Genomic DNA, 15,061 nt, shown 5'->3' with positions numbered 1-15,061 from the left:
GAAGTTGTGAGATAATTTATTGTGGTTTTTACGGGAGCAATTCCTATTATTACAACCTAATTAAACCTCAGTATGGCATAGCCAAAATGATTAAAATTTAAAAATCAAGGCACTTTAAAAGCTTGCCGGGCCAGAAGTTTCCATTGCCCTTTCTGCTTTTGCCATACCAGTAAATTCCGGATTTTGATTTCGCCGGGCGTACCGTTATTCGTAATCTTGGCATTAAAAGCGTGCCGCACCAAAGCCGTATTACCCGCCACCCGGATGGTTTGATCTTGTAAATCAATAATATTAAACTTAATCGGGTCGTTTAATACGCCATTCACAAAAGCAGCCTTATCTTCTACTTTTCCGCTGGAGTGTCCATAGCTTAGCTCGTCGGCAGTTATAGACTCCAGCAATTTTTTATCGGCAGTGGTTAAGGCATTTTTAAAAATTTCTACGGCAGCGGCTACTTGCTTTTCATCGGCGGTTTGCGCCCAACTACTCCAAGAAAGTCCTACCCAAAGGAGGCACAAGACATATATTTTTTTCATCTAAAAATCTACAATTTGTAAAAATTTTTAATTTTACCGGTTCCTGGATTTTACCTGGTGCATGCCGCTTAAGATTTAACGGCTAGCTCATTCACTTCCAGGTTTAAGGTTTCCTCCTCGTCGCGGGGCGGTTTGCGGTGCCAGTAAGAGGCCAGGATAGAGCCGGTTATGTTCATTAACGGACCAAATACTGCGGGAGCTAAACCAATGGTTGCGGCTTTCCCCATTTCTTTGGCCAATCCAGAAGCTAAACCGCCGTTTTGCATACCCACCTCAATGGCAATTGTACGGGCATCGCGCTCTTTTAAACCAAACAAACGGCCAATCCAGTAGCCGAACAAATAACCACCGGTATTATGGATAAGGGCGCACACGATTAAAGCCGGACCAATAACAATCAGGTTATCGCGACCAGCTGCCGTAATAATGGTAATAATAAAGGCAATCCCGATCATTGAAACCAAAGGCATGGCTTTATCTACCCAGTCGGCTTTGCCTTTAAAAAACTTGTTGAACAACAAACCGCCACCAATCGGGAAAATCACCATTTTCACGATATCCCACATCATATCCAGAACATCCACTTCCACAAACTGACCACCAAGAATTTTCATCCACATAGGAGTTAAGAAAGGAGCCAGCAAAGTAGCTACTGCAGTAAGGGTTACCGATAAAGCCAAATTCGCATTAGCCAGGTACGACATTACGTTAGACGCTAAGCCGCAAGGCATGCTGCCAATTAAAACTACACCCGCCGCGATTTCCGGGGGAAAACCAAACGCTTTGGCAAGAGAAAATCCCAGCAAAGGCATTACCGTAAAGTGACCTACTAAGCCAATTAATACTGCTTTCGGCATTTTTAAAACGCCGGCAAAATCTTTCAAACCCATTTCGGTACCCATGCCAAACATAATTATTTGAATAAGTGGCGTAATGAGTGCGGCAAATTTAAATCCGTTTACTTCCACGAAATACTGCGGAAAATTGAGCGCGGTAGTTACCGCAGCAAAAATCATCATGGTATAGGCAAAGCCTTTTGTAACGGCAAAACCCCGGAAACCAACTCCTAAAGCAACAAAAAATAAAATAAATAAAGGACCCGCCTGCGCGTTGTTGCCGCTAAAAATAAATACAAGTGCCGCCAGCAGAGCAACGGCTGCTACCCCCAGGGCTACTTTATAAATGCTGTTCTTTTTCAAAGTATAAACTATTATTCGTAACGAAATAATTTTCCTGGTGCCTGAAGTGGCTTTTTAAATAAAAGCTAAAAAATAAAGCGGAAAGCCGCAAGGCCATCCGCTTTATTTTTAAATTAACTAAATATACGGTCATGCGAACGTCTTTCATCCCACTCTTTGGTTGGGGCAAAAAACGTTTTATCTCTTTTATCCAGGTGTTGTTTTACCACATCTTCGTTTAGCTCAATGCCTAACCCAGGAGCAGATAACGGTACATTGGCGTAACCTTTGGTAATCATTTTTCTGCCATCGGTAGTTTTTACTAAACTTTCCCACCAAGGTAAATCTACGGAGTGGTGCTCCAGCGCCAGGAAGTTTTGCGTAGCCGCCGCGCAATGCACGTTGGCCATAAATGATACCGGCGTACCGGCCTGGTGCATAGCCATGGCAATACCCGCTTCTTCGGCGTAATCACCGATGCGCTTGGTTTCCAATAAACCACCAGAACTAGCTAAATCCGGGTGAATAATATCAACCGCTTTTTTGTCAATTAAAGGCTTAAAGTATTTCAGCAGGTAAATATCTTCGCCGGTAGTAGTTGGAGTTTCTAAAGCATCCGATATGGTTTTCCAATGATCAGTATATTCCCAGGAGATGATATCTTCTAACCAGGCTAAGCGGTATTTTTCTAAAGCTTTACCTAACCGGATACCGTTGTTATGATCGAAGTGGCCGTAGTGGTCCGTAGAAATCGGAATATCGTAACCCACCATGCTGCGCACATTTTCCGCAATTTTAGCCAATTCTTCAAAGCCTTTATCGGTAATTTGAATTTGCGTGAATGGGTGCAAGGTATTGCCATAAGACATGTAATTGCTTTGGTCGCCCCACTGCGCCAAGTTGCCCTGCGCATTTTCCCAGAATTTAGAGTTTACCACGGTGCCGGGTTTGCCTTTTAGTTCGCCAATGGAAATATCCATTTTCAGCCAGGTATATCCTTGATCCTCTGTCCGGAATTTAATTAATTTAGCTTGTTCTTCCGGCGAACCCGCTTCCGGCGTATCGGCGTATAAGCGAACTTTATCGCGGTAGCGGCCACCTAGTAATTGCCAGGCGGGTACGTTATACGCTTTACCGCATAAATCCCAAAGGGCCATTTCTACAGCGCAAACACCACCAGCCTGCCGGCTTTGACCACCAAACTGCTTAATGGCTTTAAAAATCATTTCCACGTTACAAGGGTTCATGCCCAGAATGCGGCTTTTCAGCATTAACGCATACCGTGGATCTGCCCCGTCCCGTACTTCGCCTAAACCATAAATACCTTGGTTAGTATCAATCCGGATAATAGCCGTACCGCCCAACACACTGGTTAAGGCATAACGCATATCTGTAATTTTTAACTCCGAAGGATTAGATGCCCGCTTAACTTTAGAAGTAGTTTGAGCAATGGTATCTTCAAAAGAAAGGCCCATAAAAGCACCCAGCGAGATACCACCTAAAGCTGATTTTTTTAAAAAAGAGCGGCGACTGTCTGATGTTTGCGGATCTTTAATTTCGGCCTGCATGGCATCGGCCGTTTCTTTCTCCTGTTGTTTGTTCTGGGCAATAATCTTCTGTAATATGCTTTTCATAAAGTTTTAAAAATTTAGGCGTAATGAAAATAAAATTTAAAAAAATTAAAGTTTAGTAGTTTAAGCAGGAATGTTTTACACAAAGAATGGTATATCCTTCGGATGGTATTTTTTCAAGCCTTCTTCATTAATATCTACGCCAACACCTGGTTTATCCGAAACAGTAAGAAACCCTTTTTCTATGAATGGTTTGTCGTATTTTACTACGTCTTTGTAAATCTGCTCGGTATCCATGTAAGTTTGCCACTCCAGAATATGGAAGTTTGGCACGGAAGCACAAACGTGAGCCGAGGCCATGGCTCCCAGGAAAGTAGCTACCATGTGCGGCGAGAAAGGCACATAATACAAGTTGGATAAATTAGCAATGCGTTGTCCTTCTCCTAACCCACCTACTTTTTGTAAATCCGGCATGATAATATCCACCCCGCCATCTGCTAAAACCTTGGTAAAGCCGTAAGCTAAATACATGTTTTCGCCGGCACAAATCGGAGTAGAGGTGCTTTTAGTAATTTCTTTATACACGTCCATGTTATCGGCCGGAATGGGCTCCTCTAAAAACATCAGGTTTAAAGGCTCCATCAGTTTAGCTACTCTGTGGCCCGTAGTGGCATCGTAACGGCCGTGCATATCCACGCAAATATCAATCTTGGGTCCTACTGACTTCCGAACCGCTGCAATGGCATTGTACATCCGGTCTAGCTCAGCGGGGCTGGCAGTCCAGTTATAACGGTCGTATTTGTTCGGGTCGTTGCCTTCGTCAATGTCAAACTTAACTGCCGTATACCCTTTATCAACGGCACCTTTTGCTGATTTGGCATAATCATCGGGGGTAGGGTTACGTGAAGTATAAAGCGCGGTGTCGCAATATACCCGGATTTTATCGCGGAATTTACCGCCTAATAATTGGTAAACTGGCAGGCCTAATGCTTTACCCGTAACATCCCAAAGAGCGGATTCGATTGCTCCCATTACGGCTACATAAACCCCCGACTGGGCGCCACCAAAGAAAGCCCCTTTCCGCATATCTTCCTGAATGCGGTTCGGGTTTAATGGGTTTTGGCCTTTTAAGCGGCTGCCCAATTGCTTTACCATATAGTAAGTTCCGGCTACGGCATCTACCCCTTGTCCCCAACCTACAATACCTTGGTTGGTTGAAATCTTTACAATTAAATCGTGGCCACCTTTAATAAAAGCACAGGTTACATCGGTAATTTTCAGATCAGAGGGAGCGGAAGCGTGCGAAGTTCTTTCTTTAGCACCAACTAAACCAGTACCAGCCGAAGCCAGGGCCGGAGCGCCTAACAGACCAGCAGCCCCAGCTAATGAAAGCTTACCTAAAAAGGAGCGGCGATTTTGCTTATTTGACATATATTTTAAATTAGGAATTTTCTAAGTGTTTAGGTTAAAGTTTAAAATACATTATTAACACTACTGGTTGCTATAATTTCCTCGACTTGAGCTTTAGCAACCGGTAATTTCATTTTTTTATCTTTCACGCTGGCTTTTAACCAGGCCAGATAATCTTTCTGAATTTCAGCCGGCCAGTTCGCGTCCATTTGCCCGGCGGTATATTTACCTTCTGCGGTACGAATATGGGCAAACATGTCTTCCAGGCGGGTTTTTTCAGATGCTTTCACTACTTTTTCTGCCAAGTGCGGCGGAATGAAAATAACTACACCTTCTTTACCCAATACTATATCGCCCGGCATAACTGTTACCTGCCGGATGCGGGTAGGTTGGTTAATGCCCATAATCATGGTATTTAAATCGCTGCGCGGGTTATGGTACGAGGGGGAATAGCTGGTAACATAGGAAGTAAACCGGCCCATGGCTTTTAATCCTTCAATATCCCGGATAGCACCGTCGTAGATAATACCATTACCGGTTCTTCTGTAAATATCGGCGGCTACGCGGTCGCCAATGGTAGGTCCGTTTTTGTGCAAGCCAAACTGACTTCCCACGTATACATCGCCTTTTTGCAGTTGCTCTACCCCCCACACGTTCTGGTTACGGCGGCCTTCTTTTTTACCGCGTTCGTCTATTACTTTCCACATATCCGGGCGATACGGCATAAATGTAGTAGTAAATGCACGGCCAACTAGTACACTGTCCGGATTGATTCGAACAGGCCAATCTTCTGCTAATTGGTAATTAAATTGGGTGCCTCCCATAGTAGCCCAGGCTTCTTCAATACTTACCGCTTTCATGCGCTTCAGAATGTCATCCGAAACTTTGGGACGACCATCCGGAAAGCGCTCCCCCTTCCATTCCGGGGTTAAAAAAACAAGTTCTTCTTTCGAAATCTGTTGCGCTTGCGTTAAAGAAACAGGAATAAAAAAGGAAGCCAGTAATAGTAGAGTAAATACTTTTTTCATTTGCCAAAAAATGGGATAGCGAATGTAAATTCTGCTTTATGCGTGGTAAGATATTATTTTAATATTGTAGATAATCTGAATTTTTGCTTTTCACCTGTGTTCAAACTAAATTTTAATGCGGTAAAAAGTAAAAATTTTAAAATCCGCCTGATTACAAGCAGCAACCAGGCGGATTTTAAAACTATTTATCCCAGAACAAACGGGTACCCAATACATTAGGGCCCATGCGGGTAATGGCTTCGTTCACGTTGGCCTGGTTCACGGATACTTCGCGGTTCGGATAAACTAAGCGACGGATAAAGCCTCCTTTTACCGAAACATCTTCGCCAGGATAGTTAATAGGCTGCAATCTAGGCAGCTCCGTACGGCGGAAGTTAGCCCAGGCTTCGGACCAGCTCCGGAAAGAAGCTACCCAATACTGCGTATTAATTTGCTCCAAAGCAGTAGCCGGATCGAACAAAATACCGGGTTGCTGCACGTAAGCATTTTTCACGTCCTCCGGAATATCAATGGTAGCATCATAGCCTTTTAGTTGGTCCATGTGCGCTTTAATACCGGTTTCATAGTAGTTTTTAGCATCACCGTCAATAAATCCTCTTTGAGCTGCTTCAGCCAATAATAATTGAGTTTGAGCGAAGGTTACTAAAAACTCCGGCGAATTTTGGTTTAATACGGTGTTACGACGGAATTGCGAGTAGGCATCCAAAGAACCGCGGTAACCCGGAGCAGTTGGTAAGGTTACATCCGAATACCCGTAAGGCAAGCCAAACTGATCCGCCAAATTCGTGTTCATATCGCCACCAGTATCGGAACCGCGTTGCGAGTACCGCACCACAATGTAAGGCGACCGGGGATCGTTGTAGGTTTTCAGGTAGTTAACAAAAGGCTCACCAGCGAAGAAGTTAGCTTTTTCAGTAGCGGTAAGTCCGGCAGTGGTTGGGTGCACGTAAGCGGGCGAGTTAAACTTAACAAAAGCGTTATCCTCGTTAGAAACCATTAATGGTCCAGCCACGGCTTTGTCTACCCACTGATCTGCTTTGGCTGGGTCTAATTCGGTGAAACGCATGGCTGCGCGCAACAACAAGGAATTACCTAATTTCTTCCATTTTTCAACATTGCCATTGTAGAAAATATCGCCACCGGTAACTGTAGGTTTAGCGGGGTCCAAAGCAGCGGTAGCTTCTTCTAATTCCTTCAGGATATCATCGTAAATGGCTTTCTGATCGTCGTATTTTGGTAGGTAAGTGCTTTCCAGAAAACCTTTACCCGCTTCAAAGTAAGGTACGTCGCCGTACGTATCTACCAGTACAATAAAGTTATAAGCCTTTAAAATACGGGCCATATTGTAGAGGTTACTCTTCTCTGGATCTGCCTTGGTTTTTTCGATAATGGCTACCGTATTTCGTACCGGTCCTTCGTACAAGCCATTCCATAAAGAGCGGGTGTTGGCATCGTTAAGCACGTTGTGGTTACCAGCCTCCACTACCCCAGTAAAAGGCGTATTTACCTGTTGCACAATATTGCCTTCATAAAAATGCATGGATTGGTTACCCGAGGCAAATTGGGCGTTGTTTAATAAATAGACTGGGTCTAGGTCGAGGGCCTGGTTAGGATTAGTGTTAATTTCTTCGAAATCCTTGTCGCAGCTACTCACGCTTAATAATAAAGCGGCAAATGCCAGGGATATATATTTTTTCATGTAAATCATAATTGCTTAAAGCTTAATATTAATGTTTAAACCATAACTGCGGGTAGTAGGCATGGCATGCGCCTCTAAACCAGTGTTAAGGTCAGATGCGGAGAATTGGGTTTCCGGATCCAGGTTGTCGACATATTTTTTAATAATGAAAACGTTGTTTACAAAGGCATTAACGGCTAAACCTTTCACAAATGACTTGTTCACGAACCGTGTTAAGTCATAGCCTAAAGACAAGGTTCTCCAACGCACGAAGCTAGCGTTGTAAACAAATGGGGTAGTTACGTTTACGCTGCGGTAGTTATTGTAAAATTCTTGAGCTGGTACGGGAGTAGTGTTGGGCGTTCCATCGGCGTTTACCGCATCTGGCATTACTACCCCACCTTCGCGGCCAACCAAAGAGGCTTTGTGCAAGCCATGGCGGTACCAGTTAAAGTTAGAGTTAGAAATTAACTTATGACCCGCTTTAAAATCAATTTGAGCAAATAAGCGGAAACCTTTGAAATTAACGGTGTTTAACCAACCACCAGTGTGCGTAGGAATGGCGCTGCCGTAAGTCACTAAATTACCCTGTGAAAAACGACCGTTGGCAGTTAAAATACGGCCTTGGTCATCACGCTTGTAATCAAAACCACGCAAAGAAGCTAAAGGCTTGCCAACTTCGTGCGACACATAACCGATAAAGGCACCTAAATCTTGCGCATTGGCTACGTCGAAGCGGGTTTGGTTATTAGCCAGCTCCAGAACTTCGCTTTTGTTAATAGTAAAGTTAAAGGCACTGGTCCAGGTAATAGCTTCGGAACGTACGGGTTCTAAAGTTAATAAAGCCTCAATACCTTGGTTTCTTAATTTACCTACGTTTACTTTAGTTTGGTTATAACCAGAAGTATTCGAGATATCCACGTTCAGGATTTCATCCACGGTGTTTTTCCGGTAAACGCTAAAGTCTAAATTAATGCGGTTATCCATAGTTCTTAATTCAATACCAGCCTCGGCTTCGCGCACGCTCAATGGCCGTAAGTTCGGGTTCGGGCTAACAGAACCAGAAATATTACCTAAAGCATAGTTGCTGCCATTAATTGATAACGGGTTCGCGTTGATGTTATAGAATAAAGCGTTAGAATACGGATCGGTCGCACCGCCTACTTCGGCGTAAGCTACCCGAACCTTACCATAGTTTAACCAGGCTGGCAAACTTGGGAACGCCTGACTGAACACAAAGCTGGAGCTGATAGATGGATACAGATAGTTGTTCGACTCAGGATTTAAAGTAGAGAACCAGTCGTTACGGCCCGTTAAATTTAAAAACAAGTAGTTATTAAACGAGAAATCTACGGTACCAAACAAGGAGTTTACCCGGTTCTGGGAATAAGACGCAGTAGGCTCTTTTACCTGGCCGTTGCCGATGGTATACAGGTCACGCACGTAGAAGTTAGTTACCGACGTACCCAGGCTGGTAGTTTTAATGTCCATGGAGTTACCTCCGAAGGTAGCATCAATACCAAACTTGCCAAATTCGCGGTTAAGCCCAACTAAGAAGTCTAAGTTGCGTTCGCGGAAGGTATTTTCTCTTTGGTAAAAGTTACCGTTAAACCCTGTAGTGGCCGAAACTAAGAAGGCTGTACCCGTTGGGCGATTGGCATTGTAGGGGTTAGTAAAATAATCCTGCCCTACCCGACCTTGCGCGTATAACCAGGGAGTAAACTGATAACGGATTGACGCATTACCAAAAATCCGGTCGCGGCGGTTTTCCTCTAAACGCTTATTAATACTCCAGTACGGGTTAGTACGGTTCGTGAAACGGGATGGGTGAATTTCGTTACCAGCGGCATTCTGGTAAGCCGCTTCCAGCCAGGCTACATCTATGCTATTGGCAATGGTATAAACTGTTTGGTTAATGTTATAATCCTGCTGCGCTACAACGGGAGGATTTTTGTTGTACTCGTTCGAGTAGTTGGCGTTAAACTGCGTAGATAGCTTATCGGTCAGGTTATAAGTTAAACCAAAATTTAAAATCTTCTTGTTGAACTCCGAGTTTGGAATAATGCTGTTAGCATTGGTATTGGCGAAAGATAAACGGAAATTACCTTTATCGCTGCCGCCGCTTAAAGCAACCGAATTAGTCCAGGTGGTACCAGTGCGATAAAAATCTTTCACCCGGTTTTTATAAGGGCTGTAAGGATGCATTTGACCATCTACGGCAATAGTGGGCTGGCCATCAAAACGCTCGCCAAAGCTCCAGGTACCTGTACCAGTCGATGGACCACGGGCCGCGTTAGGGCCGCCTTCGAGTACTTGCGGCCGGATGCCGTTTTCGCCCTGGCCGTATTCGTATTGAAAATCGGTATAATCTAAAGCCTGATCGGCCTGGAAGTTAGAGTTAAGCTCTACCCCAATACCGGTTTGGCCTTTACCAGATTTAGTGGTAATAATAATAGCGCCATTTGCCGCTCTAAAACCATAAAGCGCCGAAGCAGCCGCTCCTTTTAATACCGTCATGGATTCAATATCGTCGGGGTTAATACTTTGCAGACCATCGCCGGTATCAGTACGAGCTTCGCCGTTATAACCTGTTCCGCCGCTGTTAGCCGAGCCGCCAGTAGAGTTGTTAATCGGCACCCCGTTTACAATAATCAAAGGAGAGTTGTTAGCTCCGAAAGAAGCTTGTCCCCGGATCCGGATTTTTGAAGAACCGCCTGGACCGCTAGGTGGCGCCTGCACCTGTAAACCAGGCACCTTACCTACTAAACTATTACCCACGTTGGTGGTGCGGGTAGTTGTTAACTGCTCAGTATTTACAGTAGATGTAGCATAACCTAGTTTTTTAGCATCGCGCTTAATACCAAAGGCTGTAACTACTACTTCTTCCAGTGCTTCCGAATTTTCTTCCAGCGTAATATTAATAGCTGTTTGATTACCTACTGGAATTTCGCGGTTGGTATAACCAATATAACTAATTACCAAAGTCGCATTATCCGGAACGTTCAAGCTAAATTTCCCTTCTGCATCGGTGGTAGTACCGGTGGTAGTATTTTTAACCAGGATAGTTGCCCCGATAATAGCCTGCTTGTCTTTGGCCGATGTAACGGTTCCGGTAATTTGCCTTCCTTGGGCCTGAACATTTATTGCCCCGAAGACTCCCAGGCAAAATGTTAGTAGGTAAAAAATGAGTCTAGATTTGTGCATACACTTTTTATTTAAATTAATTGGTTTACTAGTTAGAGATTCTAATCTTTTTAAGGGAAATTATACTTGTTTCTAGCCTCATGATTACCGCTTCTCTTTTAGTAATTAATATTTATTAAAAAGGAAGACAGTTTCTGAGGGGACAACCCTAAATAGGGAGAGAGGACACGATATATTTACTTATAATAATATTTCATCATAAATGGAGCTTACTTACATATTATTTTTTAATGATGGGCATTTATTGAAAATTTGTTTAATTACTTACCTAAACAATAAAAATAAACTAATTTCATAACTTAAAAACAGCCTTTTCTTTAATAATATTTAAAATCAGTTCTAACAAATTTAGTACTTATTGTAAATTTTACAATAGTAAAAATCAATTAAATTAAGGTATATTTTAAAAAGGCAAACTTCCTCGACTGGAAGAAGAAAATTAATCTCTTGATTTTTTTACTTTATTTGAGTATAGATGTACTGCGCTTTTAGGTGTACTACTTTATTATAATATACCTACTGTTAACTTTTAAATCGCGCGAATAAGATTAGAGCAGTACTGTAGTTTTGGCTTATAAAAAATTGTACAGAGAAATAGAAAATAAAAAAATCCGGAACAGTTTAACCGTTCCGGATTTTTGTTAATTAGTTTAAATTAAGTATTAAGCCTTCCAGACTTCTTTACGTACGTTTTTGCCCACTGACAAAACTAATCTTGTAGGGTTTGGAACCAATACCAGGCGGGCTTCGCGATCCGGGTATTCTTCGGTATCTACCCAAACTCCTTCTTTCGACGAAATAGTTGTGTTATCATCGCTGGCTAATTGAGTAGGTAAATAAGCAGTAGGCAGCAATACATCCGTGTCCGGACAAACTTTATCGTGTACCTGGATGAGTATATCTTCTAAGTAATCGCCAAATTTTTCATTAAAGTCATCTTCCAGGTCGTGTAGTTCTTCTTCCACATCGTCGTACCGACCGTCGTCGTAAGTAAGCTTACCTAGTTCATGCTTTTTTTGAATAATGGCTATAAGAGATTCATTTAAATCTTTAATGTTCATGAGTGCCTGCTATGATTTCTACAAATTTTAAAACATGTATTAGCAATTGCAAGTAAATAATAAATAATTTGAACCTGCAATGTGTGTTTTCCGGTGGTTTACCAACGGCAAGTAAAATGTTTAAATCAAGAATTATTCTGTAAAAGTATGCATGCTAATTCTTCGTCCGACTTTTTGCCCTTAAACGGCTCCGATCACATTGAGTTTTACGTGGGTAATGCCAAACAAGCAGCTTATTACTACCAAACCGCTTTTGGTTTTGAACTAATTGCCTATGCGGGCCCGGAAACGGGGCGGCGCGACCAAGCCAGCTACGTGGTACAGCAAGGTAAAATCCGGTTGGTGTTTACTACCTCCCTCCTACCCGACTCTGCTATTGCGCGGCACGTTCTACTTCACGGCGATGGGGTAAAAGTATTGGCTTTGTGGGTAGACGATGCCGAAAAATCTTTTCGGGAAACCATTGCGCGTGGTGCTAAAGCAGCCGCAGAACCGCAAACTATCCGGGATGAATTTGGAGAAGTAACTACTGCTTCTATCCATACTTACGGCGAAACCATTCATGCATTCGTAGAACGACGAAATTATAACGGTCCGTTTATGCCCGGCTTTATCCAAAGAAAAAGTGCGCTCCCAGTAAACCCCGTTGGTTTAAAATACATCGACCATTGTGTAGGCAACGTTGGCTGGGGCGAAATGAATAAGTGGGTAGAATTTTACGAAAAAGTAATGGGCTTTAAATTATTAATTACGTTTGATGATAACGATATTTCGACGGATTATACAGCCCTAATGTCGAAGGTAGTATCGAACGGTAATGGCTACGTAAAATTCCCGATTAATGAGCCCGCCGAAGGCAAAAAGAAATCCCAGATTGAAGAGTATTTAGATTTTTATCATAGCCCGGGGGTGCAACATATTGCGTTGGCTACCGATAACATTTTATTTACCGTGGCCGAACTACGAAAACGGGGTGTTGAATTTTTGGAAGTACCCGCCACTTATTACGAGGATTTGATGGAACGGGTGGGAACTATTGACGAAGAAATAAATGCCATTAAAGATTTAAATTTATTGGTAGACCGAGACGAGGAAGGTTATTTGCTTCAAATTTTTACTAAACCCGTAGAAGATAGGCCTACCGTATTTTACGAGATAATTCAACGGAAAGGTGCTAAATCTTTCGGAAAAGGAAATTTTAAAGCTTTGTTCGAAGCCATTGAACGCGAACAAGCCCGGCGCGGAAATTTGTAGTAAGTAAATCTAAGTGCCTTCTAAATATGTTTTCTTCTCTAGATTAGGTTTAGGAAGAAATCATACTTGAATTATAAGTAACTGAAAGACTATTTGCCTAAAACGGGTATTGGTTTTACTGATTAAGCAAGAATATTGTTTAATTATGTTTAATTTCTAATAGCTAGATAATTATGTCTCTTTATTTTAAAAGTAGTTAGCAATAAATTTTCATTAAATAAACCATACTGCTTGTATAGCATACAATTTTGCAATTAGGGGAAATTATATTTATAAACTCTCCGTATACTAATTTTAAAAGTTTTAATTTATAATCACGAAATAAATTTTCCGACAAAACTATGATTGACCCAGCTATCCAAAGTAAAATTGACTCCTGGTTGAACGGTCCTTACGACGACGTAACCAAAGCCCAGATTCGGGAATTAATGAACGGTACCCAAAACGAATCGTTAACAGATGCGTTTTACCGCGATTTAGAATTTGGCACCGGCGGCCTGCGCGGCTTAATGGGCGTAGGTAGTAACCGCATGAACCGTTATACTCTGGGTGCTGCCACGCAAGGTTTAAGTAATTATTTAAAAAAATCTTTCCCGGATGAACAAGTAAAAGTAGCCATTGCCCATGATAGCCGTAACAACAGCCCGGAGTTTGCCCGCATTGTGGCCGATGTTTTTAGCGCCAACGATATTAAAGTATATTTCTTTAAAGAGCTGCGTCCTACGCCCGAACTTTCTTTTGCTATCCGGCACTTAGGGTGTCACAGCGGCGTAGTTTTAACCGCCTCGCACAACCCCAAAGAATACAATGGCTACAAAGCTTACTGGAACGATGGTGGTCAGGTGGTAGCGCCGCACGATAAAAATATCATCAACGAAGTAAATGCCATTAAATCGATTGAAGACATAAAATTTGAGCCTAAGGCAGAAAACATCCAGTTAATTGGCGAAGAGGTTGACGAAGCTTACCTGGAACGCGTAGCTGGTTTATCTATTTCGCACGAAGCTATTCATCGGCAGCACGATTTAAAAATTGTGTATACGCCTTTGCACGGTACGGGCATTACTTTAGTGCCTAGCATTCTGGCTAAAATGGGCTTTACCAATGTTACTATCGTAGAAGAACAAGCAACCCCAGATGGCAATTTCCCAACGGTAGTTTATCCGAACCCCGAAGAAAAAGAGGCCATGAGTTTGGCTTTGCAAAAAGCCCAGGAAATAGACGCCGACCTGGTACTGGCCACTGATCCAGATGCGGACCGGGTAGGCATTGGAGTAAAAAATATCCACGGCGAATTTGTGCTGCTCAACGGTAACCAAACCGGTAGTTTACTTATTTATTATTTAGTAAAAGCCTGGAACGATGCGGGAAAACTAACCGGTAAAGAATTTATCGCCAACACCATTGTTACTACGGAGCTCATGAACCGGGTAGCCGACAAATACGGGGTAAAATCGTATCAAACGCTTACCGGCTTTAAATACATTGCCGAAGTAATCCGGGGATTAGAAGGCAAAGAAACTTTTATTGGCGGCGGCGAAGAAAGTTATGGTTATTTAATCGGGGATTTTGTGCGCGATAAAGATGCTATTGCTTCCTGCGCCATGATTGCCGAAATGGCGGCTGTAGCCAAAGACCAGGGAAAAACTTTGTACCAGCTTATGATTAGCATGTACGAAGAATTTAAATTTTACAAAGAAGATTTAATTTCCTTAACTAAAAAAGGGCAGCGCGGACAACAAGAAATTGCTGAAATGATGCAGGCCTTGCGTGATAACCCGCCGCAGGTAATTAATGGTGCCCGGGTTCACGAAATACGGGATTATAAAACCGGAGTAATTAAAAATCTGGAGACTGGTACCGAACATACCATAGACATGGAGCGCTCTAACGTATTGCAGTTTATTACCGCCGATGGTTCTAAAATCTCCGCTCGTCCATCCGGAACTGAACCAAAAATTAAATTTTACTTTAGCGTGCAGCAAAAACTACCTTCCGAAGCTGACTTCGACCGGGTAGATGCCCAGCTTACCCGCCGCATTCACGAGATTATTGCCGATATGAAATTACGCTAGGTTAGTTTCTATCGTGAAATAGACAAAGTTTTAAATCCTGATACCGGAATCCGTGTCAGGATTTTT

10 protein-coding genes are annotated in these 15,061 nt (G+C 42.7%); 2 read left to right on the top strand and 8 right to left on the bottom strand.

Annotated elements, in window-relative coordinates; all coding sequences use genetic code 11:
- Positions 1-104: 104 nt before the first annotated feature.
- From HUW48_RS05255 to HUW48_RS05220, 8 genes are all read right to left on the bottom strand, one after another.
- Entirely contained in the window at positions 105-536 is a 432-nt protein-coding gene (locus HUW48_RS05255; protein ID WP_182414674.1) for a nuclear transport factor 2 family protein, read from the bottom strand.
- Positions 537-604: 68 nt separating this feature from the next.
- Positions 605-1,735, bottom strand: coding sequence for a bile acid:sodium symporter family protein (locus tag HUW48_RS05250; RefSeq protein WP_246343700.1), 1,131 nt, complete (start codon positions 1,733-1,735; stop codon positions 605-607).
- Between the two features lie 113 nt (positions 1,736-1,848).
- Positions 1,849-3,348, bottom strand: coding sequence for a mandelate racemase/muconate lactonizing enzyme family protein (locus HUW48_RS05245; RefSeq protein ID WP_182414673.1), 1,500 nt, complete (start codon positions 3,346-3,348; stop codon positions 1,849-1,851).
- A gap of 75 nt (positions 3,349-3,423) precedes the next feature.
- A complete protein-coding gene (locus tag HUW48_RS05240) occupies positions 3,424-4,716 on the bottom strand; it encodes a mandelate racemase/muconate lactonizing enzyme family protein (RefSeq protein WP_182414672.1) in 1,293 nt (430 codons plus the stop codon).
- 41 nt (positions 4,717-4,757) lie between these two features.
- The gene (locus HUW48_RS05235) at positions 4,758-5,723 is read right to left on the bottom strand and encodes an RraA family protein (protein ID WP_182414671.1); all 966 of its coding nucleotides are present in this window, start codon (positions 5,721-5,723) and stop codon (positions 4,758-4,760) included.
- A gap of 181 nt (positions 5,724-5,904) precedes the next feature.
- The gene (locus tag HUW48_RS05230; protein ID WP_182414670.1) at positions 5,905-7,422 is read right to left on the bottom strand and encodes a SusD/RagB family nutrient-binding outer membrane lipoprotein; all 1,518 of its coding nucleotides are present in this window, start codon (positions 7,420-7,422) and stop codon (positions 5,905-5,907) included.
- Positions 7,423-7,437: 15 nt separating this feature from the next.
- The gene (locus HUW48_RS05225; RefSeq protein WP_182414669.1) at positions 7,438-10,605 is read right to left on the bottom strand and encodes a SusC/RagA family TonB-linked outer membrane protein; all 3,168 of its coding nucleotides are present in this window, start codon (positions 10,603-10,605) and stop codon (positions 7,438-7,440) included.
- 662 nt (positions 10,606-11,267) lie between these two features.
- Positions 11,268-11,666 (bottom strand): hypothetical protein, encoded by a 399-nt coding sequence (locus HUW48_RS05220; RefSeq protein WP_182414668.1) that lies wholly within the window; start codon positions 11,664-11,666, stop codon positions 11,268-11,270.
- A 147-nt stretch (positions 11,667-11,813) separates the two neighbouring features.
- Here HUW48_RS05220 and hppD point away from each other — a divergent pair, with 147 nt between their 5' ends.
- On the top strand, positions 11,814-12,920 hold the full coding sequence (hppD, locus tag HUW48_RS05215) for a 4-hydroxyphenylpyruvate dioxygenase (protein ID WP_182414667.1): 1,107 nt from the start codon (positions 11,814-11,816) through the stop codon (positions 12,918-12,920).
- A 341-nt stretch (positions 12,921-13,261) separates the two neighbouring features.
- Positions 13,262-14,995: a phospho-sugar mutase gene (locus HUW48_RS05210; RefSeq protein WP_182414666.1), complete on the top strand. Its 1,734-nt coding sequence runs from the start codon at positions 13,262-13,264 to the stop codon at positions 14,993-14,995.
- Positions 14,996-15,061: the final 66 nt, after the last annotated feature.

Origin of the sequence: Adhaeribacter radiodurans (genome assembly GCF_014075995.1) — a bacterium.
GTDB classification, from domain to species: Bacteria; Bacteroidota; Bacteroidia; order Cytophagales; family Hymenobacteraceae; genus Adhaeribacter; species Adhaeribacter radiodurans.
The sequence above is the reverse complement of the archived record's forward strand: the minus strand, read 5'-3'. Positions and strand labels throughout refer to the sequence as shown.

Coding starts and splice junctions, on each gene's coding strand:
- HUW48_RS05255 (WP_182414674.1), bottom strand. CDS start 536: ATGAAAAAAATATATGTCTTGTGCCTCCTTTGGGTAGGACTTTCTTGG.
- HUW48_RS05245 (WP_182414673.1), bottom strand. CDS start 3,348: ATGAAAAGCATATTACAGAAGATTATTGCCCAGAACAAACAACAGGAG.
- HUW48_RS05240 (WP_182414672.1), bottom strand. CDS start 4,716: ATGTCAAATAAGCAAAATCGCCGCTCCTTTTTAGGTAAGCTTTCATTA.
- HUW48_RS05235 (WP_182414671.1), bottom strand. CDS start 5,723: ATGAAAAAAGTATTTACTCTACTATTACTGGCTTCCTTTTTTATTCCT.
- HUW48_RS05230 (WP_182414670.1), bottom strand. CDS start 7,422: ATGAAAAAATATATATCCCTGGCATTTGCCGCTTTATTATTAAGCGTG.
- HUW48_RS05225 (WP_182414669.1), bottom strand. CDS start 10,605: ATGCACAAATCTAGACTCATTTTTTACCTACTAACATTTTGCCTGGGA.
- HUW48_RS05220 (WP_182414668.1), bottom strand. CDS start 11,666: ATGAACATTAAAGATTTAAATGAATCTCTTATAGCCATTATTCAAAAA.
- hppD (WP_182414667.1), top strand. CDS start 11,814: ATGCATGCTAATTCTTCGTCCGACTTTTTGCCCTTAAACGGCTCCGAT.
- HUW48_RS05210 (WP_182414666.1), top strand. CDS start 13,262: ATGATTGACCCAGCTATCCAAAGTAAAATTGACTCCTGGTTGAACGGT.